The sequence below is a fragment of the Microcella sp. genome, assembly GCF_046296455.1.
Classification (GTDB): Bacteria; Actinomycetota; Actinomycetes; order Actinomycetales; family Microbacteriaceae; genus Microcella.
The window spans coordinates 59076-78181 of record NZ_JBKBLF010000013.1 but is presented as its reverse complement, the minus strand read 5'-3'; the positions used below and the strand labels follow the sequence as shown (position 1 = coordinate 78181).

Genomic DNA, 19106 nt, shown 5'->3' with positions numbered 1-19106 from the left:
TTTGCCCCAGATCTGGGGCAATAGGGCGCTTCTCGTTGCCCGAACAGCCCGCTTGGCCCAGATCTGGGCTCGTCACAGCGCGGGCGCGGGCGTAAAGGTATGATCTAAGGCATGGCCGCTGCTGTTCATTCCCTCGTCATGCACGATTCCGTCGACGAGGCCTTCGTCGCCCAGTACGCGCGCGACGGCTTCGCCGTGCTGCGCGGCGCTCTCACCCCGGCCGAGGTGGCCGAGGTCAACTCCGAGGCCCTGCGCATCTGCCGGGCAGGCCTGAACCCGTCCGATGACGCGGTGGATGCTCACCCCGGGCAGAGCGACGCCGACGTGCTGCGGCAGTACCTCTGCATCCACCACCCGCACAAGATCAGCGAGGTCGCCCGGCAGATCATGCGGCACCCTCGGATCGTCGACGGCCTCACGCGCGTGATCGGCCCGAACGTCAAGGCGATGCAGTCGATGCTGTTCATCAAGAGCGAGGGCAAGCCGGGCCAGGCCTGGCATCAAGACGAGCACTTCATCCCCACGCGCGACCGCTCGCTCGCCGGAGTGTGGATCGCCCTCGACGACGCCACGACCGAGAACGGCTGCCTGTGGGTGCTGCCCGGCTCGCACGCGCGCGGTGTGCTCTACCCCGACCACGAGCAGACCGACGAGCGCTTCGACTGCACCGACGAGGCCTACGGGTTCCCCTACACCGACGACGACGCCGTGCCGGTCGAGGTGCCGGCGGGCGCTGCCCTGTTCTTCAACGGCTACCTGCTGCACCGCTCGCTTGAGAACAGCGGAAAGCACGGCTATCGGCGCGCCCTCGTCAACCACTACATGAGCGCCGAGTCGCTGCTGCCCTGGCAGAACAGCGAGGGCCGCTACTTCGCCGAGTACGACTTCCGCGACATCGTGATGGTCGCGGGGGAGGACCCGTATGCCTACAAGGGCCTGCGCGACCTCAGCGTGCCGGGCTCGCGGGCCGACAAGTCGGGCGGCTGCGACCGCTGAGCACCACCGCGCACATTGCGGATCGTGACGCCGCGCGACGCCCCGTGACGCGCCGCGACGCCGTGTGACGGGCGGGGTCGACGGGGCGGGCATCCGCTCGTACCGTCGGCGCATGACGCTTCTCACCGCACCCTCCGTTCCCACGTCCGTTCCCGAGGTCAGCGCCGACGAGCGCGCGGCCCGGCTCATCGAAGCGGGCTCCGCCTGGGGCGCGCGCATCGGCGCCGACCCGACCACCGCCCAGCTCACCTACCGCGTCAGCGGCGAAGGCAAGGGCTCGGTCGCCTCGAGCATCCGCGCCGGCAAGCACGCCTTCGTCGTCGACGAGCCCGGCGCTCTCGCAGGCGACGACGTCGCGGCGAGCCCCGTCGAGTACGCGCTCGGCGCGCTCATCTCGTGCCAGATCGTCGTCTACCGCCTCTACGCGCAGGGGCTCGGCATCCAGGTCGACGACATCCGCATCGACGCCGAAGCCGATCTGGATGCGCGCCGCCTGTTCGGCATCGACGAGACCGTGCGGGCCGGCTTCAGCGACGTGCGCCTCACGATCACGATCACGGGCCCGGAGAGCGAGGAGCGCTACCAGCAGCTGCGCGACGTCGTCGACGCCCACTGCCCCGTGCTCGACCTGTTCGCCAACCCGACCCCGGTCAGCGCGGTCGTGCGCAGCGCCTGAGGCGACCTAGGCGAGCGCGGCCGGCCGCCGGTCGGCCGCCTCGGCCTCAGCCGCTGCGCCGGTGCGCCCGACGCTCGTGCCGCACACGCGCGCGAGATCGGCCACCTCGCTCACGTCGTGCCGCTTCGCCGCGTGCACGATGATCGCGGCGCACGCCTCAGCATCGGCGAGCGCGTCGTGGTGCGCGAAGTCTTCGAAGCCCGCGGCCATCGCCGCGACCGGCAGGCGATACGAGTCAAGGTGGTAGGTCTTGCGGGCGACCCGCAGGCTGCACACGTACGACAGGCTCGGCACCTCGAGCGCGCTGGCCCTCTGCGCCGCCGCGAGCACGCCCATGTCGAACCCCGCGTTGTGGGCGGCGAGGGTGTCGCCGTCGACGAACTCGAGAAGAGCATCCACCTGATCGGCCCACAGGGGCGCGTCGACGATGTCGGCGGCGGTGATGCCGTGGATGCGCGTGTTCCACTCGAGCATGTCGTCGAAGCCGAACGGCGGGCGGATGAGCCAGCTCGCGCGGTCGACGACGCGGCCCTCGCGAACCTTCACGAGCCCGACCGAGCACGCCGAGGCCGCGTGGTTGTTGGCGGTCTCGAAGTCGATCGCGGTGAAGTTCAGGGGCACCCCTCGATGGTGGCACGGGCCGCCGACTACGGTGGGGTCATGACCCGGCGCGCTCGCAGATCGGCCCTGGTCGCGCTCGCCGCGGCCGCCATGATGCTCAGTGGATGCTCGGCCCTGCCCTTCCTGACGCAGCAGCAGGAGTGCGTCAGCTGGGTGACCTTCGACGACCAGCAGGCGCTCGCCGCCTCGGCGCAGCTCATCGTCGTCGGCGAGGTGATCGAGCAGGTCGGCACGGTCGACCTGCTCGGCGGCGATGCGCGGCTCTACCGCTTCGAGGTGCTCGAGGCGAGCGACGACCGCTTCGCGGGGCTCGAGATCGAGATCGCCTCGCGCGCCGACGGCTGCGCGGCCGACCCCTACGCGTTCGGCGACCAGCTCGACACGAGTGCCCGCATCGCCGTCTTCCTCGCCACCGACGAGCAGTGGGGCGGCCTCGCCACGGTGACGCCGTTCGACGGCGTCGTGCCGGCGGGCGACCTCGAGCCCGGGCTCGAGCCGGGGCTGTCCTCGGTTGCGCCGCCCGCGCCCTGATGCACCGCGCGGATGCGCGCGCTCTCGCGCACGTGCGCAGCCGACCGCGGCCCTAGCCTGAGAGCGTGCACCTGCTCCGCCGCTACTCGCCCGCCGTGCTCGCCCAGCTCTTCTGGGCGATGAACTTCGTCGTCGGCGATCGCGTGATCGCCGAGTTCACGCCGCTCGAGCTCACGTTCTTCCGGTGGCTCGGCGCGTTCCCGATCCTGCTCGTCATCACGCTGTGGATCGAGCGCGACCGGCTCGACAAGTGGCGGCTGGCGGCTCGGGAGTGGTGGATCCACATCGTCCAGGCCGTGCTGGGAATGGTCGGGTACACCTTGCTGCTCTACGCCGCGCTCGACACGACCTCGCCGGTCAACGCGAGTGTGATCAGCGCCATCAACCCGGCCGTGATCGCGCTCGCCGCGGTCGTGGTGCTGGGGGAGCGCATCCGTCGCGGGGGCGTGCTCGGCATCGCGATCTCGTTCGTCGGCGTGGTCATCGTCGTGCTGCTCGGCGGCTCGGGCGGCATCTCCGACGTGAGCGTCGCGGTCGGCGACCTGCTCATTCTCGGGGCGATCCTCGCGTGGACGGCCTACGTCATCATCAGCCGGCGCATCCAGACCCCGCCCATCACGGCGACGACCGTGCAGGTCGGCATGAGCGCCATCATGCTCGCGCCCGTCATGGCGCTCGTCGGCATTCAGGCGCAACCGTCGGCCGAGGGGTGGTGGGGGCTCGCGATCATCATCGTGTTCCCGAGCGCGCTCGCCTACCTGCTGTGGAACGTCGCCGTCACCCAGCTCGGCCCCTCGCGCACGGGCGTGTTCCTCAATCTGCTGCCGGTCTTCACGGCGATCATCGCCGTCGCGCTCGGCGATGCCCTCACGGTGTGGCAGGTGATCGGCGGGCTCATCGTGCTGGCGGGCGTATACCTGACGACGCGGCCGGGCGCGACGATTCCCGGGCCCGAGAGGCCGATTCGGGATGCTCAGCGCATCCCGCAGGAATAGTTCTGCATGCGCACGCATTGATCTGAGCATGACGAAGCTCGGGTTCTTGTCGTTCGGCAACTGGATGGGCGTGACCGGCTCGCGCACCCGCACGGGGGGCGAGGCGCTGCTGCAGGGCGTGGAGCTCGCGGTGGCGGCCGAGGCGGTCGGCGTCGACGGCGCGTACTACCGCGTTCACCACTTCGCCCAGAACCACTCGAACCCGTTCCCGATGATGGCGGCCGCGGCCGCCCGCACGAGCCGCATCGAGCTCGGCACGGGCGTGATCGACATGCGCTACGAGAACCCCTGGTCGCTCGCCGAGCAGGCCGGGGCGACGGACTTGATCAGCGGCGGCCGGCTGCAGCTCGGCATCAGCCGGGGATCACCCGAGGCGGTCGTCGACGGCTGGCGGTACTTCGACCACATCCCCGCCGAGGGGCAGACGGATGCCGACATGGCGCGGGAGCACACCGACCTGTTCCGCCGCGCGATCGACGGCGAGGGCTTCGCGCCCGGCAACCCGCGCATGATCGGTACCGACAAGCCCCAGCCGGTGACGCCGCAGTCGCCCGGGCTGTACGACCGCATCTGGTGGGGCGCCGGCACGCGCGCGACCGCCGTGTGGACGGCCGAGCAGGGCATGAACCTCATGAGCTCGACGCTGCTGACCGAAGACACCGGGGTGCCGTTCGACGAGCTGCAGGCCGAGCAGATCGCGCTCTTCCGCTCGGCGTGGGCGGCGCGCGGATGGAAGCGCGAGCCGCGCGTGTCGGTGAGCCGCAGCATCCTGCCCATCATCGACGAGGAGACGCAGTACTACTTCGGGGTGCAGGCGCAGGGCTCGCAGACCGATCAGGTCGGCATTCTCGACGGCTCGCGCTCGCGCTTCGGCCGCTCGTACATCGGTGCGCCCGACGTCATCGCCGCCGAGCTTGCGCGCGACGCGGCCGTGCAGGCCGCCGACACGCTGCTCGTCACCGTGCCCAACCAGCTCGGGGTCGAGTTCAACGCGCGCCTGCTCGAGGCGATCGTGCGCGACGTCATGCCCGTGGTCGACGCGGAGATCGTGCCCTCGCTCGCATGAGGCTCCTGCTGCTGAGCGACACCCACCTGCCGGTGCGGGCGAAAGCGCTGCAGCCGCAGGTGTGGAGCCTCGTCGAGCAGGCCGACCTCGTCATCCACGCGGGCGACTGGGTCGACGTCGCGACGCTCGAGGCGCTCGAAGCACGATCCCGACGCCTTGTCGGAGTCGGTGGCAACAATGACGGCCCCGAACTGCACGCGCGGCTCGGCGAGATCGCGCGGGTCGAGGTCGACGGGGTGCGCATCGCGGTCATCCACGAGACGGGGCCAGCGGCGGGGCGCGAGGCGCGATGCGACGCTCTCTTCGGGCCGGCCTCGGATGCTCCCGCAGACGTGCTCGTCTTCGGTCACTCTCACATCCCGTGGGACACAACGACCCCCAGCGGGTTGCGGCTGCTCAACCCGGGTTCGCCGACCGATCGGCGACGGCAGCCCGTCGGCACGGTCATGACGGCGGCCATCGACGGCGGCCAGCTGGTCGATGTGCAGCTCGTGCCGACGCCGCGCTGAGCTAGCCTGTGGCGGTGGATGCCGACGTGGATACCGCAGAGAAGCTGACCGGCGCGGTGCTCATCACTGGCGTTGGTCGCCGCGGCGCGATCGGGCACACAACCGCTCGCCTGCTGGCCGAGCGGGGTCGTGACATCGCCTTCACCTACTGGTCGCCCTATGAGCGCCGAGCTGGTTTGCCGTGGGAGTCGAATGGCGTCGACACGATCCGTGCCGAACTCGAGGCGTTCGGCGTTCGAGTGTTGCCCATCGAGGTCGACTTCACCGACGCGGAGGCGGTCGAGGCGATCGTGGTGACCGCTGCCGCCGCGCTCGGGCCGGTGAGCGGGCTCGTGCTCGCGCATTCCGAGAGCATCGACTCGAGCATCCTCACCACGACGCTCGAAAGCTTCGACCGTCACTTCGCCGTCAATGTGCGCGCTGCGTGGCAACTCATTGCGGCCGTCGCACGACAGGTGCCCGAGGGCGAGGGGCGCATCGTCGCCTTCACGAGCGACCACGTCGTCGACAACATGCCCTACGGTGCGAGCAAAGGCGCCCTCGACCGCATCGTCATCGCCGCCGCACGCGAACTGGGTCACCTCGGCCTCACGGCCAATCTCATCAACCCGGGGCCGGTCGACACCGGCTGGATGACAGACGAGGTGCGCGCCCACCTCACGGCGATGCAGCCCACCGGTCGTCTTGGCACGCCAGACGATGCTGCGCGACTCGTCGACTTTCTGCTCTCGCCCGCGGGTCGTTGGATCTCAGGTCAGCTGCTGACGAGCGACGGCGGCTTCTCGGTCTAAGGCCCTGCGGAGCGTGTGTGCCGTTCGCGGCACGTGCCACGACAGGCACATTGCGTGTGCGGGAAGACTGCTCAGGCCGGGCGAACGCTGAGCGCGAGGCCGTCGGCGCTCGCCGTATCGAGCGGGATACCCGCCGCGAGCTCAGCGTGCGTGGCGACTCGCTCGCTGCCGCTCCACTCGTCGCGCACGATCCACACGGTGTCGAAGTCTGCACCGCTCGCGGCCAGTTCCGGATGCCATCGCACGAGGTGCCCGACCCCCGCCTCAGTGACCGTGAACGTGGCGAGCTGGGCGCCGTCAGGGCCGGGCGTCAGTGCGACTCCCGTCACCCCTGCCGCCGAGCCCCAGACACCGGCCGCTGAGCCCGAGAGTACGGGTGGCACCGCGCGAGCATCCATCGACGCCGGGCGCCAGTCGCGGTAGATCGCGATCGCGCGCGTCATCTCGGCCAGCTGCGACTCCGACCAGCCGGGCAGGTCGCCCATAAGGATCCACGGGCCGCCGACGAGGTACGGCGCGAGCTGCGCGCGCAACGGCAGGTGCGGCTCGTCGCCCATGTACTTGCTGGTCCATGACGAGGGCAGGTAGACGCCGAGGCCGAGGGCCGCGAGGCGGTTCTCCTGCGACCGGCACCAGTCGTCGCCGATCGTCGTGTCGTGGTGCGCGATCATCTGGAGGTCGAGGGGCTTGCCGCCGTTCCAGCAGTTTTCGATGAGCAGGTCGGGGTGCGCCTCGCGCAGCGCGGAGAGCACCGAGTACCAGCCGGTCACCCCCGCCGCCTCGCCCGCACCGGGGTCGTGCGTGTGGTGGTCGGCGTCGCAGCGGCTGATCGTCTCGAAGTCGTGCAGTAGCCAGTCGACGCCGTCGCGCACGAGGCGATCGAGGCACGCGAGCACGTGATCGCGCGCGGGCTCGTGCCCGAGGCACAGCGAGTGGTTGCGGTGCGACACCATCTGGGGGCGACCTCGCCAGGTGGCGAGCCAGTCGGGGTGCGCCGTCGCGACCGCCGAGTCGGGCGCCGCGTTGCCCGCCCCCACCCACAGCCCGAGCTTCATGCCGCGATCGTGCGCGAGCGCGGCGATGCCGGCGACTCCGCCCGCGTAGCCGGACTGCGCGTTCCAGTCGCCGACGTGGTCCTCCCAGCCCTTGTCGACGGTGACGACCTCCACGCCGAGGTCGGCGGCGACGTCGAAGAACGCCGTGACCCGCTCGGGGTCGATGTCGGTGCCGAACCCCCAGGTGTCGGCGATGAGCGGCGGCGGGGCGGTGGATGCTCGGCTCGGCACCGTCGCCGCGAGCAGCGTGCGCAGCCAGCCCTCGGCGGACTCGTGGTCGCCGAGCCCGTGGCGCACGAGCAGCCCGGGGAGGGCATCCGTCGCCGGAAGCTCTGCCGGGCGGAACGACTGCCACGGCAGGCGCGTCTGCACGGTGAGCCCGTGGTCGTCGACGAGAAGGTCGAGCAGCACGCAGTCGCTGCGGTCGAGGGCGGTGGCGAGGGCGACGGGGCGTCCGTCGGCGTCGACGCCGGCGACCGTGCACCAACCGGCTGCATCCTGATACCTCTCGTCGACCTCGGGGGAGTGCCCGATCGTGCGGTAGAGCACGCCGTCGTGCCGGTCGCCCTCGGGGAAGTCGAACGCCGTGTGCGTGCCGCGCGCGTCGTCGACGTTGAGCACGGCCGCGTCAGCGACAGAGTAGGCGCCGCTCACGAGCGTGCGCGGCCGGGCGGGGCTGATGGCGAGCTCGTCGATGCGGAAGCCGCGGAACTTCGCATCCCACGTGAAGGGGTGCAGCACGCGCACGGTCACGTCGTGCCAGCCGTCGAGCCGCAAGCTCGCGAGGTGCGTGTCGCCTGGTTGCTCGGCGGAGTGGGCAGGACGCTCGGGGTGCGCGACGATGCGCTCGAAGCCGTGGGGCATGGTTTAGATCATACCTTTGGTGCGGCTCGTTCGGCCGCGCGGCTCAGCGACCCGCGGCGTAGCCCTGGTTGCCGCGCGAATTGGCCGCGGCGAACATCCACCCGCGGTCACGCTCGATGCCGACGCAGCTGAGGCGACCGAGGCTCCAGGGGCCCATGACCGTCACCTCGTGGCCGCGCGCCCGCAGTTCGGCGATCACCTCGTCGCCGAGCCGCGACTCGACCGTGAGCGACGCCGGCTGCACCGTGCGCGGCTCGAACGAGGCGACCATCGCATCCGTGTGGAACATCGGCGCATCGATCGCCTGTTGAGGCTCGTAGCCGCCGACGATGCGGCGCAGCAGGTACAGCAGCTGCCACTGATCCTGCTGGTCGCCGCCCGGGGTGCCCAGCGCCTCGACGACGCGCCCGTCGCGCACCACCATCGTCGGCGACAGGGTGCTGCGCGGCCGGATGCCCGGCTCGAGCCGCGACGGAGACGTCGGGTCGAGCCACAACATCTGCAGGCGCGTGCCGAGGCAGAAGCCGAGCGCGGGGATCGTCGGCGACGACTGCAGCCAGCCGCCCGAGGGGGTGGCCGAGATGAGCGTGCCGTGGCGGTCGACGATGTCGAGGTGGCAGGTGTCGCCGCGCTGGCGGCCCGCGCGGTCGAGGGTCGGCTCGCCCGAACCCGGCAGGGGGGCCGCGGCAGAGCCGGTGAGACGCACGGGCGGGATCCACGGCTCCCGCCCGCCGGGGCGGCCGGGGCGCACCTCGCGCGAGGCGGTCTCGCCGATGAGCGCAGCGCGCTCGGCCGCGTAGGCGAGGTCGAGAAGGTCGGCCAGCAACCCGGACGGGTCGTCGATCACCGCGGGGTCGGCGAACCAGGCGTCGCGGTCGGCGAGCGCGAGCTTGAGCGCCTCGGTGATGGTGTGCACGCCGAGCGCCGTCGAGGGGTCGAGCACAGCGTCGCCGTGCGCGGCGGCGGCCGCGTCGAGGATGGCGAGCGACTGCAGCAGCGCGGGCCCCTGCGTCCACAGCCCGGCTTTGAGCACCTCGACGCCGCGGAAGGTCAGCGATGCGGGTGCCTCTTCGGCGGGGGAGTACGCGGCGAGGTCGGTGGCCGTGAGCACCCCCGGCAGCGCCCCGCCGATCGAATGCTGCACCGGGTTCTGCACGAACTGCTCGGCCGCCTCGCCGACGATCTCGTTCCAGAGCGCGATGGCGGCGCGCACGCGCGACTCCCGTGAGCCGGTCGACTCGCCCGCCGCGAGCAGGCGCGCCAGCACCCGGGCCCAGGGCTCGTTGGTGATCAGGTCGCCGGGTTCGGGGATGCGGCCGCCGGGCATCCACTGCGCCGCGGAGGTCGGCCAGTGCTGTTCGAACAGCGGTGCGACCGCCCTGATGGTGCGCACCACGTTCTCGTGCACGGGGTGCCCGTCGCGCGCGTAGCCGAGGGCGGGGGCGAGCACGTCGGCGAGCTGCCACGTGCCGCGGGTCGCGAGCAGGTGCAGCCAGGCGACGACCGAGCCGGGCACGGCGGCGGCGAGCGGACCCGCGCCGGGGATCTCGTCGAGCCCCAGCCCTCGGTAGTGCTCGATGGTCGCGGCGGCGGGGGCAGCGCCCTGTCCGGCGAGCACGAACGGATGCTCTCCCGCGGGCGCGACGATCGCCGTCAGGTCCCCGCCCGGCCCGTTGAGGTGCGGCTCGACGACGTGCAGCACGAAGGCCGCGGCCATCGCGGCGTCGACCGCGGTGCCGCCCCGCTCGAGCACCGACTGCGCCGTCGCGGTCGCGAGCCAGTGCGTGCTCGCCGCCATGCCGAACGTGCCGCGCAGCTCGGGGCGGGTGCGGTCGGCGGGCGGGGCAGTGAAGTCGGTCATGCTTGAACGCTAACCCGCACGACCCGGCACGGTGCCGAGCTCGGGCTGCGCATCCGGTGCCCGCATCACCCGCCGGTAGGCTTGACCCCCGTGACTCTCACTATCGGCATCGTCGGCCTGCCCAACGTCGGCAAGTCCACCCTCTTCAACGCGCTCACCGAGAACGACGTGCTCGCGGCGAACTACCCGTTCGCCACGATCGAGCCCAACGTCGGCGTCGTCGAGCTGCCCGACCCGCGCCTGAAGGTTCTCGCCGAGATCTTCGGCAGCGAGCGCATCTTGCCCGCCGCCGTGTCGTTCGTCGACATCGCGGGCATCGTCAAGGGCGCGAGCGAGGGCGAGGGCCTCGGCAACCAGTTCCTCGCGAACATCCGCGAGTCCGACGCGATCGCCCAGGTCGTGCGCGCCTTCACCGACAGCGACGTCGTGCACGTCGCCGGAGCCGTCGACCCCGCCAGCGACATGGAGACCATCAACACCGAGCTCATGCTCGCCGACCTGCAGACGCTCGAGAAGGCGATTCCGCGCTACGAAAAAGAGGTCAAGGGCAAGAAGGCCGACCCCTCGGTGCTTCAGGCGGCGCTGGATGCTCAGGCCCTCCTCCAGGCCGGCACCACCCTCTCTTCCGCAGGATTCGACGCCACCCCGATCCGCGAGCTCGGCCTCCTGAGCGCGAAGCCCTTCATCTACGTGTTCAACGTCGACGAGGGCGTGCTCGGCGACAGCGCCCGCATGGCCGAGCTGGCCGCGCTCGTCGCGCCCGCGAAGGCTGTCTTCCTCGACGCGAAGATCGAGAGCGAACTGATCGGTATGGATGCCGACGACGCCGCCGAACTCCTCGCCTCGACCGGTCAGAGCGAGAGCGGCCTCGCGCAGTTGGCTCGCATCGGCTTCGACACCCTCGGCCTGCAGACCTACCTCACCGCCGGACCGAAAGAGTCACGCGCGTGGACCATCGGCAAGGGCTGGAAGGCCCCGCAGGCCGCGGGCGTCATCCACACCGATTTCGAGCGCGGCTTCATCAAGGCCGAGGTCATCGGCTTCGATGACCTCGTCGCCTGCGGCTCGGTCGCCGAGGCCCGCGCGAAGGGCAAGGCCCGCATCGAGGGCAAGGACTACGTCATGCAAGACGGCGACGTGGTCGAGTTCCGCTTTAACGTCTAGGAATCGCGGGTGGTGAGTGCTGGCCTTGAGAGTTGTTGACGTCCGCCTGAACCCATCGCTCCATGGCGACTACGCCTCGTCCATCTCGGGGATCGACGCGGAGGGGAACGTCCACTGGACTACTGAGCCACCAAACGGCCCGCGCAATGACTCTTCGATTACCGCGAATCTCGAGAACGTGAACGTCGTTGGCTGCTCGTGGTCAGGGTTTCGAGTAGTCATTGATGCCCAGAAAGGATCGATCACTTCGCGCGACTTTGTGAAGTGAAGCGACTTGTGGTCGAGTTCCAGTTTAACGTCTAGCGTTATTGACGCGAAGCGTTATGCACTAGTCGAGTGATCCGGTCGTTCGGAAGCAAAGACACTGAGCGACTGTGGCGTCGTGAGCGGGTGCCGTCGATCGATCCGCGGATCCATTCGGTAGCGCTGCGAAAGCTTCGCCAAGTGGGAGCCGCGACCGTTCTTGACGACTTGCGAATCCCGCCCGGTAACCGACTTGAGGCGCTGAAGGGCGATCGAGCCGGGCAACACAGCATCAGGATTAACGACTAGTGGCGGATCTGCTTCGTGTGGACCGATGCTGGGCCAGAGGAGGTGGAGATCGTTGACTATCACTGAGAAAATTCCCCCGATTCATCCGGGTGAGGTTCTCATGGAGGACTTCATCACGGGGTTTGGCATCACCCAGAACCGCCTCGCTGTCGCGATTGGTGTGCCTCCGCGTCGCATCAACGAAATCGTGCACGGCACGCGCGGCATCAGTGCCGACACTGCGCTCCGGCTGTCGAAGTACTTCGGCACGTCGGCCGAGTTCTGGCTGAACCTGCAGACGCACTACGAGCTCGATCGTGCGCAAGATCGAGCAGCTGACCAGATCGCCGCGATCACGCCCCTCCAGGTCGCGTGACCGAGAAAGCGCCCGACCGACTGAGCGTCGTGCTGCAGGACGCCCATGAGGTCGAGTGCGAAACCGAGTGAAGGTTGGTTTTTGTGGAGTGGCCAATTGAACCGATCGTCACCGACGGTCTAACGGTTCGCGATGCCCGCGACTCTGATGCGGAACTCTTCGAGCGGCTGTACTCCGATCCGCTAGTACGGGCGTACTTGGGCGGGCCGGTGGCTGCGGCGGACATCCAGAAGCGTGTTGCCGAAACGCCATGGTGGGGAGCTTTCACGGTCGAGGTTACTGAGACCGGCGAACCTGTCGGCCTCGTGCACATCGGCCCCTATCGCACGGGCGAGATCGAGCTGTCGTACGAGTTCGTGCCGGAGGTGTGGGGGCGTGGATATGCACGTGAGGCATGCCTCCCCGTTCTTGCGTGGGCCTGCGCGGAGGTCACCCGCGGCGACCCGATCATCGCGGTGACGCAGGCAGCCAACGAGCGGTCACTCTCGCTACTCGCTCACCTCGGTTTCGTCGAGCGTGAGCGATTCGTCGAGTTCGATGCTGAACAGGTGCTGCTGGTCTGGCAGTCGTGACGGAGGTGTCGAAAGCGTGCGAGAGTGCCGCGTCGATCGCTACCCCGGCCGCGACTACCAGGAGAGCGTGATTTCGAACTCGCGCTCGTCGTGCTCGATTTCGACCTCGACCTCCATGGTGACCTCGTCGGGCAGCGTGACGGTGACCCGCAGGCCGTCACGCTCCATAAGGATGCCGTTGCCCGACGCCAGCTCGTCCGCGATCGCGCGGAGCTGGTGAGCGGCCTCTTCCCGGCTCAAGGTCTGCTTCTTCTCGATCTTGACAATGTCCATGCGTCGACTCCATCACTGGACGGGAGCATCCGCGACGAACGACAACTGAACCGATTGCGAAATGTGGGTGCCATGCCGTCGCGATTGCTGAGAGTTCAGGTGTCAACCGTGGCGGGTGGCCATGATGCGTTGAAGTGATGGCGCAACGGTGCGACGGTTGTCGCACCAGATAGAGTCCGCACCAGTGAGCACCCAGCGCTGGCGACGGCGAAGTCACGAGTTGTAGACGTCTCCGCGGTGGCCCACAGCCAGCGTCAGGATCACTAGCTCTGCGTCGCGGAGCTCGCACAGCACGCGGTAGTCGCCGACCCGATAGCGCCAAACGCCAGCGCGGTCACCGACGAGGGCTTTGCCGCGAGAGCGCGGGTCCTCGAGCGAAGCGACCTCATCCAGGTAGTCGACGATCCTGCGGGCGACCTGTCGGTCGAGCTTGCGGAGTTGGCGAAGGGCCGTTGCGGTGTACTCGACCTCATAGGCCAAGTTCGCGCCTCACCTCGGCAGCCGAGTAGCGCGGCTCCTCGCGTTCAAGGGCCGCGATCGCGAGCAGATAGTCGGCGCGGTCGGCGAGGAAGTCGTCGAGGGCGCGCTTAACGTAGTAGCTCTTGCTGCGGCCGGTTTCGCGCGCGAGCTTCTCGAGCATCGCATCCTGTTCTGCAGTCAGTCGCACGGACAGCATGTTCGCCTCCCGGGTCGAGTGTATGACATGTGTGACGCATCGAATAGGAGCGGCATGGCCTTTCAGGCCCTGTGGAGGAGGCTCGCCGCACCTACGGCTTCACTACTGCCGCCGCCGCGTCGCCCACTTCGAGCGGAAATCGGACGACGAGTTCTCCCGCTGCGGTTGTGACGATGAAGTCGAGCCAGTCGCCGACCGGTCGCTCGAGCGGGCTCGGCGCGATCGACCCGTCGCGCTCGCGGATGCTCAACACATGTATCTCGCGGGTGCCGACGATGCCCATCGAGGGAGTGAAATGCAGCATCCCGCGAGTGATCTGAGCGATGCCGACGCTCCACTCGGTACCGATGTTGAGCACCCGACCCTTTCCGGCGCGAATGGCGCACCGCGCCTCGCCCTCCAAGAGCCGCTTCCGATCGTTCCGACGCTCGATCTCGTCCGGAATCAGCCACCACAGGAGGTCGGCGAAGAACCCGAAGAACCAGCCGAAGACGAACTCGAGGAGGCTGGACACGCGGCGGCGGTGCTCAGCTCGCGAGCTCTTCGCGCAACCGCGGCTCGACGCGGTGCTCGGGCTTCACGCCCGACTTGTCGGCGTAGAAGGCGCGGATGACGTCCATGTCGCGCGACACATCGCCCGTGAGCTCGATGGTCGGGCCGAGCCCGGTCGTCATCGTGGTGCGGTCGACGTAGCCGAGGGTGAGCGGCAGCCCCGCCTCGCGCGCGATGCGGTAGAAGCCCGACTTCCAGTGCGTGTGGCCTTTGCGGGTGCCGTCGGGGGTGACGACGAGGCCGAAGATGTCACCGGCCCGGATGCTCTGCAGCACCTCACCGACCACCGCAGCCGGCGACTCACGGTCGACGGGGATGCCACCCCAGGCCCGCATGATCGGCCCGCGCCACCCGCGGAACAGGCTCTTCTTGCCCAGCCAGCGCACGTGCATGTCGAGCCGCCAGGTGATGGCGAGCATGAACACGAAGTCCCAGTTCGAGGTGTGCGGTGCCCCGATGAGGATGGTGGGCCGGTCGGGCGCTGGCTCGGAGACCAGCTTCCACCGGCTGAACGCCCAGAAGGCGCGGGCCACGAGGCGTCGAAAGAACACCCAGCAAGACTACGTCTCAGCACGCTGCAGAGTGCCGCGTAGACGCGAACCTCCGCACGCGAGTAGCGTCACGCGCATGTTCCTTCTCGAGCTCAACTGGCTGGCGATCCTCGTCGCCTTCGTCGTCGCCTTCCTCGCCGGAGCCCTGTGGTTCGGCCCGAAGACCTTCTTCCCCGTCTGGTGGAAGGCCATGGGTAATGGCGACGAGGCGCCCGGGGGCGACAACATGGCGCTCGTGTTCGGGCTCACCGCGCTCGGCGCGCTCGTGCAGGTCGTGGCCGTGGCATCCGTCATCTACTTCGTCGGCCTCGCGGCCGGGCCGGTCGGGCCGCTCGGCGGTCTGCTCACGGGCCTGCTGCTCGGCATCGGATTCGCTGCCGCGAGCTCGCTCAGCCACCGGCTCTTCGCCGGCCACGGCCTCAAGGTGTGGATCATCGAGGTCGGCAGCGACGTGCTCAACTACACGCTCGTCGGCCTCGTCATCGGCCTGTTCGGCTAGCGCGCTCGACGCCGCGAGGGCTCAGCGCGCGAGCAGCTGCGCGGCTGCGCCCCGACCCGTGCGCACGGCACCCTCCATGTAACCGCACACCCACTGGTCGGAGCCGACGAGCCAGAACGGCGGCTCGTGCGAGCCGTGCAGCGGCCCGACCGCGGTGAGGTCGCCGGGGCGCCACGCGGTGATGTACCCCTGCGTGAACGGGTCGGCGAACCAGTCGCGCACGAACACCGCCTGGGTGTCGCGCGCCTGCTCGCCGTACGCGGCGACGAGCTCGTCGAGCAGGGCGCCCTCGCGATCGGCGGCGGGCAGCGCCTGGTAGGGCCCGAGCCGATCCACGGGCACGAGCGCCGAGAGCGCGCCGTCGGTCTGCACCCACGTGCCGCCGAGCAGCGTGTGCTCGAAGTAGCCCGTGCCGTTCTGCCCGTTGGCCTCCCAGAACGACGTGGCGTGCACGGTGACGAGCTTCGCGGCGGGGGCGTGCTGGCGGCGGGTCGCCGCGCGCAGGTACGGCTCGCTCACGCCCGAGATGCGCACATCGCGCAGCGGCCCGGCGGGCAGCGCGCACACGACGTCGGCGGCGTGCAGGCGCTCGCCGGTGACGAGCGACACGACCACGCCGGTGCCGGTCACGTCGATCGCGCTCACCGGGCTGCCGTATCGGATGCGGTGCCCGAGCTCCTCCGCCATGCGCAGCGCGACCGTGGCCGAACCCTCGAGCACCTTCGCGCTCTCCCACGCGTCGTAGTCGTAGAACCCCGTCGCGCCGGCGGTGGCCTCTTTCCGCAGGTCGGCGAGCAGCGATCGGCGCCAGATCGAGGGGTCTGCGAGGGCGAGCGTGTGCAGCTCCATGGCGCGCAGCACGGCGGGCGTCGCGCCCTCCGATCGCAGCCATGCTCCGACCGAGAGGCGGTCGAGGGCGACGGCATCGGGATGCGCCCACGGGTTCTCGGGGTCGACGCTGGCGGCGAGGGCCGCGAACCGCTGCTCGAGCTGGTCGTAGATCGCGCGGTCGGCGGCGGGCATCCAGGTCATGTCGTCGCCCAGCACCCGCCCCTCGCTGATGAGCCACGTCGATTCGCCGGGGATGCCGGTGAAGCTCGGCACGATCGTGAGCCCGAGCTCGGCGACCAGCTGCCGGTACGAGGTGTGGGAGTCGCCGATGACCTCGCCGCCGAGCTGGATCGGCCGGCCATCGGGCATGAGCGTCTGCTCGACGCGCCCGCCGGCGCGGCCGCGCGCTTCGAGCACGATCACGTCGGCGCCGCCGGCCGCGAGGTCGCGCGCGGCGCTCAGGCCGGCGAGCCCCGCACCGATGACGATCACGTCGGTTCTGGTCATGCAATCTCCTGTGGGTCAGCCGCGCAGGCGCTCACCGCGCGGGTCGTAGAAGGGGCGGCGCGAGACGGTCGCGGGCACCGCGATGCCGCGGCACTCGACGGCGAAGCCCGGGCTGCCGTCCGGTTCGAGGGTGGCGACGTCGACGAGCGCCGGGTCGACGATCGCGATGCCGACCGAGCGGCCGAGCGTGTGCCCGTACGCCCCGCTCGTGAGGCGCCCGACCTCAACGCCGTCGCGCAGCAGCGCCTCGTCGTGCACGAGCATCATCTCGGGGTCGTCGAGGGCCACATAGACCGTGCGGTGCTTCGGAGCGCGCGGGTCGAGGGCGGCGAGCGCGTCGCGGCCCACGAAGCCGCCCGGCTTGTCGAGCGCGACCGTGAAGCCGAGGCCGGCGGCGTAGGGGTCGTCGGCGGGGCCGATGTCGTGCCCGAGGTGCCGGTAGCCCTTCTCGCTGCGCAGGGTGTCGAGCGCCTGGTAGCCGGCCATCCGCACCCCGAGCTCTTGCCCCGCCTCCCACAGCGCGTCGAGCACGTTCACCGCGAGGTCAGCCGACGGGTAGAGCTCGTAGCCGAGCTCGCCGACGAAGCTGATGCGCAGGCTGTAGGCGAAGCCGTCGGCCACCTCGACCTCGCGGCCGGTCTGGTAGGGCTGCGCGGCGTCGGACCAGTCGTCGGGCGAGACGCGCTGCAGCAGCTCGCGGCTGCTCGGCCCCATGACGCCGATCGTCGCGAACGCGGCCGTGACGTCGGTGACGACGGCCGCCGTTCCGCGGGCGAGGCGGCGCAGCAGCCCGAGCGTCGCGTGGTGGCTGAACGAGGGGGTGACGATGAGAAACCGGTCGGCCGCGAGCCGGGTGACCGTGCCGTCGAGTTCGATGCCGCCGTTCCGGTTGAGGAACAGCGTGTAGACGGCCTGCCCCACCGGTGTGTCGACGTCGCTCGTCACGGCGCGCTGAACGAGGGCGAGAGCATCCGGCCCCGCGATCTCGACCTTGGTGAACGGGCTGAGGTCGAACAGGGCGACGCCCTCGCGGGCGGCCCGGTGCTCGGCGGCGACCTGGTCGAAGCTGCCGGGGCGGCGGTAGCTGTAGCTCTTTTCGGGGGTCGGCCCGCCGTACCAGAGCGCGCGCTCACCGCCGTTGACCTCCCCGAAGCGGGCTCCGAGCTCGGCGAGCCGGGCGTGCAGGGGAGTGCGGCGCACGTCGCGCGCGGTCGGCGACTGGTAGCCGGGCCAGTGCATCGCGTAGAGGCGCCCGAGGCTCTCGACCGTGCGGGCGTGCAGGTAGTGGCGGTTGCTCTGGTGGCGCGAGAAGCGCCGCACGTCGACGCTCGCCGAGTCGAACTGCGGCGAGCCGGCGACGATCCAGCGGGCGAGCTCGCGGCCGATGCCGGGGCCGTAGATGATGCCCTGCGAGTTGAGGCCCGCGGCGACGAAGAGGTTCTCGACCTCTGCCGTCTCGCCGAGCAGGAAGGCGGTGTCGGGCGTGAAGCTCTCGGGCGCGGTGAGGAAGCGGTCGTAACCCGCAGGGCTGAGCGCGGGAACGGCCCGTTCGGCGGCGGTGCGCACGGGGGCGAAGTGCGGCCAGTCGTCGGGGAATGTCGCGAACCCCTCGGTCGAGATCGTCTCGACGGCACGCGGGATGCCCTGCGGCTCGAACGCCCCCACGAGCAGCCGCCCGGCCTCGGGTCGGATGTAGTAGCTGTGGTCGACGTCGCGCAGCACGGGCAGCGTCGGCACGACGCCGTCGAGGGGGTTCGAGCGCACGTGCACGTGCTCGGCCGCGTAGAGCGGCAGCGAGGCGCCCGCGGTGCGGGCGAGGTCGCGGCTCCACAGCCCGCCGGCGACGACGACGCGGTCGGCGACGATCGTGCCGTGCGCGGTGACGACGCCGGTCGCGCGGCCGTGCTCGTGGGTGATCGCGGTGACCGCGACGCCCTCGCGAATGCTCACGCCGGCCTCGTGCGCGAGCTTCGCGATCGCGAGCGCGGCCCACCCGGGGTTGAGGTAGCCGTCGTTCGGGAAATGCAGGGCAGCGAGCACGCCCTCGGGTGAGGCGAGCGGCCAGAGGCGCGCGACCGCGTCGGCGTCGACGAGGTGCGCCTCGATGCCGCTGCGCACGGCGACGTCGCGCGCGTAGGCGAGTTCGTCGACGCGGCCCGGCTGGCGGGCGATGCTGAGCGAACCGCTCCGTGTGAGCGAGACGTCGAGCCCCGACCGCGATTCGAGCTCGCCGTAGAAGGCGAGGCCGTACGACGACAGCCCCGTCATGGCCCGTGACCCGCGCGCCCCGGCGACGAGGCCGGCCGCGTGCCAGGTGGTGCCGCTCGTCAGCACGCCGCGCTCGAGCAGCAGCACGTCGTCGACGCCCGCCTCGGCGAGGTGCAGGGCGATGCTCGCACCAACGATGCCGCCACCGACCACGATGGTGCCGACCCGGGTCGGCAGCCCCTCACCGCCCGTCGGCAACTCGGCGGCGAACACCGCCGCACTCAACGACCGGTCGACGAGTCTGTCCATGGCGGTGGGCCTCCTGAGTGCAGGCTAATTGCTTATTGGCCCGATGGACAACACTCGCCGTGGACGGGTGCTGCCCAGCGTGTGTGCCGCTC

21 protein-coding genes and 1 pseudogene are annotated in these 19106 nt (G+C 70.3%); 12 read left to right on the top strand and 10 right to left on the bottom strand.

Annotated features, from left to right (window positions below; genetic code table 11):
- Nucleotides 1–111 precede the first annotated feature (111 nt).
- Nucleotides 112–996, top strand: a complete 885-nt coding sequence (locus tag ACK4HH_RS08610) for a phytanoyl-CoA dioxygenase family protein (RefSeq protein WP_409650747.1) — start codon at nucleotides 112–114, stop codon at nucleotides 994–996.
- Between the two features lie 112 nt (nucleotides 997–1108).
- The gene (locus ACK4HH_RS08605) at nucleotides 1109–1672 is read left to right on the top strand and encodes an OsmC family protein (protein WP_409650745.1); all 564 of its coding nucleotides are present in this window, start codon (nucleotides 1109–1111) and stop codon (nucleotides 1670–1672) included.
- Nucleotides 1673–1678: 6 nt separating this feature from the next.
- On the opposite strand, the gene ACK4HH_RS08600 is transcribed toward ACK4HH_RS08605, so the two are convergent.
- A complete protein-coding gene (locus ACK4HH_RS08600) occupies nucleotides 1679–2293 on the bottom strand; it encodes an exonuclease domain-containing protein (protein ID WP_409650743.1) in 615 nt (204 codons plus the stop codon).
- Nucleotides 2294–2332: 39 nt separating this feature from the next.
- Here ACK4HH_RS08600 and ACK4HH_RS08595 point away from each other — a divergent pair, with 39 nt between their 5' ends.
- The 5 genes from ACK4HH_RS08595 (at nucleotide 2333) to ACK4HH_RS08575 (ending at nucleotide 6185) form a co-directional block, all read left to right on the top strand.
- Complete coding sequence (locus ACK4HH_RS08595; RefSeq protein ID WP_409650741.1) at nucleotides 2333–2824, top strand: hypothetical protein; 492 nt, start codon at nucleotides 2333–2335, stop codon at nucleotides 2822–2824.
- A gap of 65 nt (nucleotides 2825–2889) precedes the next feature.
- Nucleotides 2890–3819, top strand: coding sequence for a DMT family transporter (locus ACK4HH_RS08590; RefSeq protein ID WP_409650739.1), 930 nt, complete (start codon nucleotides 2890–2892; stop codon nucleotides 3817–3819).
- A 28-nt stretch (nucleotides 3820–3847) separates the two neighbouring features.
- Nucleotides 3848–4885 (top strand): LLM class flavin-dependent oxidoreductase, encoded by a 1038-nt coding sequence (locus tag ACK4HH_RS08585; RefSeq protein WP_409650737.1) that lies wholly within the window; start codon nucleotides 3848–3850, stop codon nucleotides 4883–4885.
- Complete coding sequence (locus ACK4HH_RS08580) at nucleotides 4882–5394, top strand: metallophosphoesterase family protein (RefSeq protein ID WP_409650735.1); 513 nt, start codon at nucleotides 4882–4884, stop codon at nucleotides 5392–5394. Before ACK4HH_RS08585 ends, ACK4HH_RS08580 begins: the two co-directional genes overlap by 4 nt.
- 14 nt (nucleotides 5395–5408) lie before the next feature.
- Nucleotides 5409–6185: an SDR family oxidoreductase gene (locus ACK4HH_RS08575; protein WP_409650733.1), complete on the top strand. Its 777-nt coding sequence runs from the start codon at nucleotides 5409–5411 to the stop codon at nucleotides 6183–6185.
- A gap of 71 nt (nucleotides 6186–6256) precedes the next feature.
- On the opposite strand, the gene ACK4HH_RS08570 is transcribed toward ACK4HH_RS08575, so the two are convergent.
- Together ACK4HH_RS08570 and ACK4HH_RS08565 are read right to left on the bottom strand one after the other, a co-directional pair.
- Nucleotides 6257–8104: a glycoside hydrolase family 36 protein gene (locus ACK4HH_RS08570; RefSeq protein ID WP_409650731.1), complete on the bottom strand. Its 1848-nt coding sequence runs from the start codon at nucleotides 8102–8104 to the stop codon at nucleotides 6257–6259.
- A 43-nt stretch (nucleotides 8105–8147) separates the two neighbouring features.
- Nucleotides 8148–9965: a gamma-glutamyltransferase family protein gene (locus ACK4HH_RS08565; RefSeq protein ID WP_409650729.1), complete on the bottom strand. Its 1818-nt coding sequence runs from the start codon at nucleotides 9963–9965 to the stop codon at nucleotides 8148–8150.
- Nucleotides 9966–10055: 90 nt separating this feature from the next.
- On the opposite strand from ACK4HH_RS08565, the gene ychF reads away from it, so the two are divergent.
- The 4 genes and pseudogenes from ychF to ACK4HH_RS08545 all read left to right on the top strand — a co-directional run bounded on the left by ychF (nucleotide 10056) and on the right by ACK4HH_RS08545 (nucleotide 12608).
- A complete protein-coding gene (gene ychF, locus ACK4HH_RS08560) occupies nucleotides 10056–11129 on the top strand; it encodes a redox-regulated ATPase YchF (protein WP_409650726.1) in 1074 nt (357 codons plus the stop codon).
- Between the two features lie 336 nt (nucleotides 11130–11465).
- Nucleotides 11466–11747, top strand: a pseudogene (locus ACK4HH_RS08555) (type II toxin-antitoxin system RelE/ParE family toxin).
- Entirely contained in the window at nucleotides 11734–12036 is a 303-nt protein-coding gene (locus tag ACK4HH_RS08550; RefSeq protein ID WP_409650754.1) for a HigA family addiction module antitoxin, read from the top strand. Before ACK4HH_RS08555 ends, ACK4HH_RS08550 begins: the two are co-directional and overlap by 14 nt.
- An 83-nt stretch (nucleotides 12037–12119) precedes the next feature.
- On the top strand, nucleotides 12120–12608 hold the full coding sequence (locus tag ACK4HH_RS08545) for a GNAT family N-acetyltransferase (RefSeq protein ID WP_409650724.1): 489 nt from the start codon (nucleotides 12120–12122) through the stop codon (nucleotides 12606–12608).
- A 54-nt stretch (nucleotides 12609–12662) separates the two neighbouring features.
- Here ACK4HH_RS08545 and ACK4HH_RS08540 read toward each other — a convergent pair whose 3' ends face one another.
- The 5 genes from ACK4HH_RS08540 to ACK4HH_RS08520 form a co-directional block, all read right to left on the bottom strand.
- Complete coding sequence (locus ACK4HH_RS08540; RefSeq protein WP_409650722.1) at nucleotides 12663–12881, bottom strand: amphi-Trp domain-containing protein; 219 nt, start codon at nucleotides 12879–12881, stop codon at nucleotides 12663–12665.
- 213 nt (nucleotides 12882–13094) lie between these two features.
- Nucleotides 13095–13361 carry a type II toxin-antitoxin system RelE family toxin gene (locus ACK4HH_RS08535; protein ID WP_409650719.1) on the bottom strand — a complete coding sequence of 89 codons (267 nt, stop codon included), beginning with the start codon at nucleotides 13359–13361 and terminating at the stop codon, nucleotides 13095–13097.
- The gene (locus ACK4HH_RS08530; RefSeq protein ID WP_409650717.1) at nucleotides 13351–13557 is read right to left on the bottom strand and encodes a DUF6290 family protein; all 207 of its coding nucleotides are present in this window, start codon (nucleotides 13555–13557) and stop codon (nucleotides 13351–13353) included. Before ACK4HH_RS08530 ends, ACK4HH_RS08535 begins: the two co-directional genes overlap by 11 nt.
- A 91-nt stretch (nucleotides 13558–13648) precedes the next feature.
- On the bottom strand, nucleotides 13649–14071 hold the full coding sequence (locus tag ACK4HH_RS08525) for a hypothetical protein (protein ID WP_409650715.1): 423 nt from the start codon (nucleotides 14069–14071) through the stop codon (nucleotides 13649–13651).
- 13 nt (nucleotides 14072–14084) lie between these two features.
- Nucleotides 14085–14660, bottom strand: coding sequence for a 1-acyl-sn-glycerol-3-phosphate acyltransferase (locus ACK4HH_RS08520; RefSeq protein WP_409650713.1), 576 nt, complete (start codon nucleotides 14658–14660; stop codon nucleotides 14085–14087).
- A 76-nt stretch (nucleotides 14661–14736) separates the two neighbouring features.
- Here ACK4HH_RS08520 and ACK4HH_RS08515 point away from each other — a divergent pair, with 76 nt between their 5' ends.
- On the top strand, nucleotides 14737–15159 hold the full coding sequence (locus tag ACK4HH_RS08515; protein WP_409650711.1) for a DUF1761 domain-containing protein: 423 nt from the start codon (nucleotides 14737–14739) through the stop codon (nucleotides 15157–15159).
- A 21-nt stretch (nucleotides 15160–15180) separates the two neighbouring features.
- Here the strand turns inward: ACK4HH_RS08515 and ACK4HH_RS08510 are convergent, their stop codons facing one another.
- Both ACK4HH_RS08510 and ACK4HH_RS08505 read right to left on the bottom strand, forming a co-directional pair.
- Nucleotides 15181–16497, bottom strand: a complete 1317-nt coding sequence (locus tag ACK4HH_RS08510) for a flavin monoamine oxidase family protein (RefSeq protein WP_409650709.1) — start codon at nucleotides 16495–16497, stop codon at nucleotides 15181–15183.
- 15 nt (nucleotides 16498–16512) lie between these two features.
- Complete coding sequence (locus ACK4HH_RS08505; protein WP_409650707.1) at nucleotides 16513–19014, bottom strand: FAD-dependent oxidoreductase; 2502 nt, start codon at nucleotides 19012–19014, stop codon at nucleotides 16513–16515.
- Nucleotides 19015–19106: the final 92 nt, after the last annotated feature.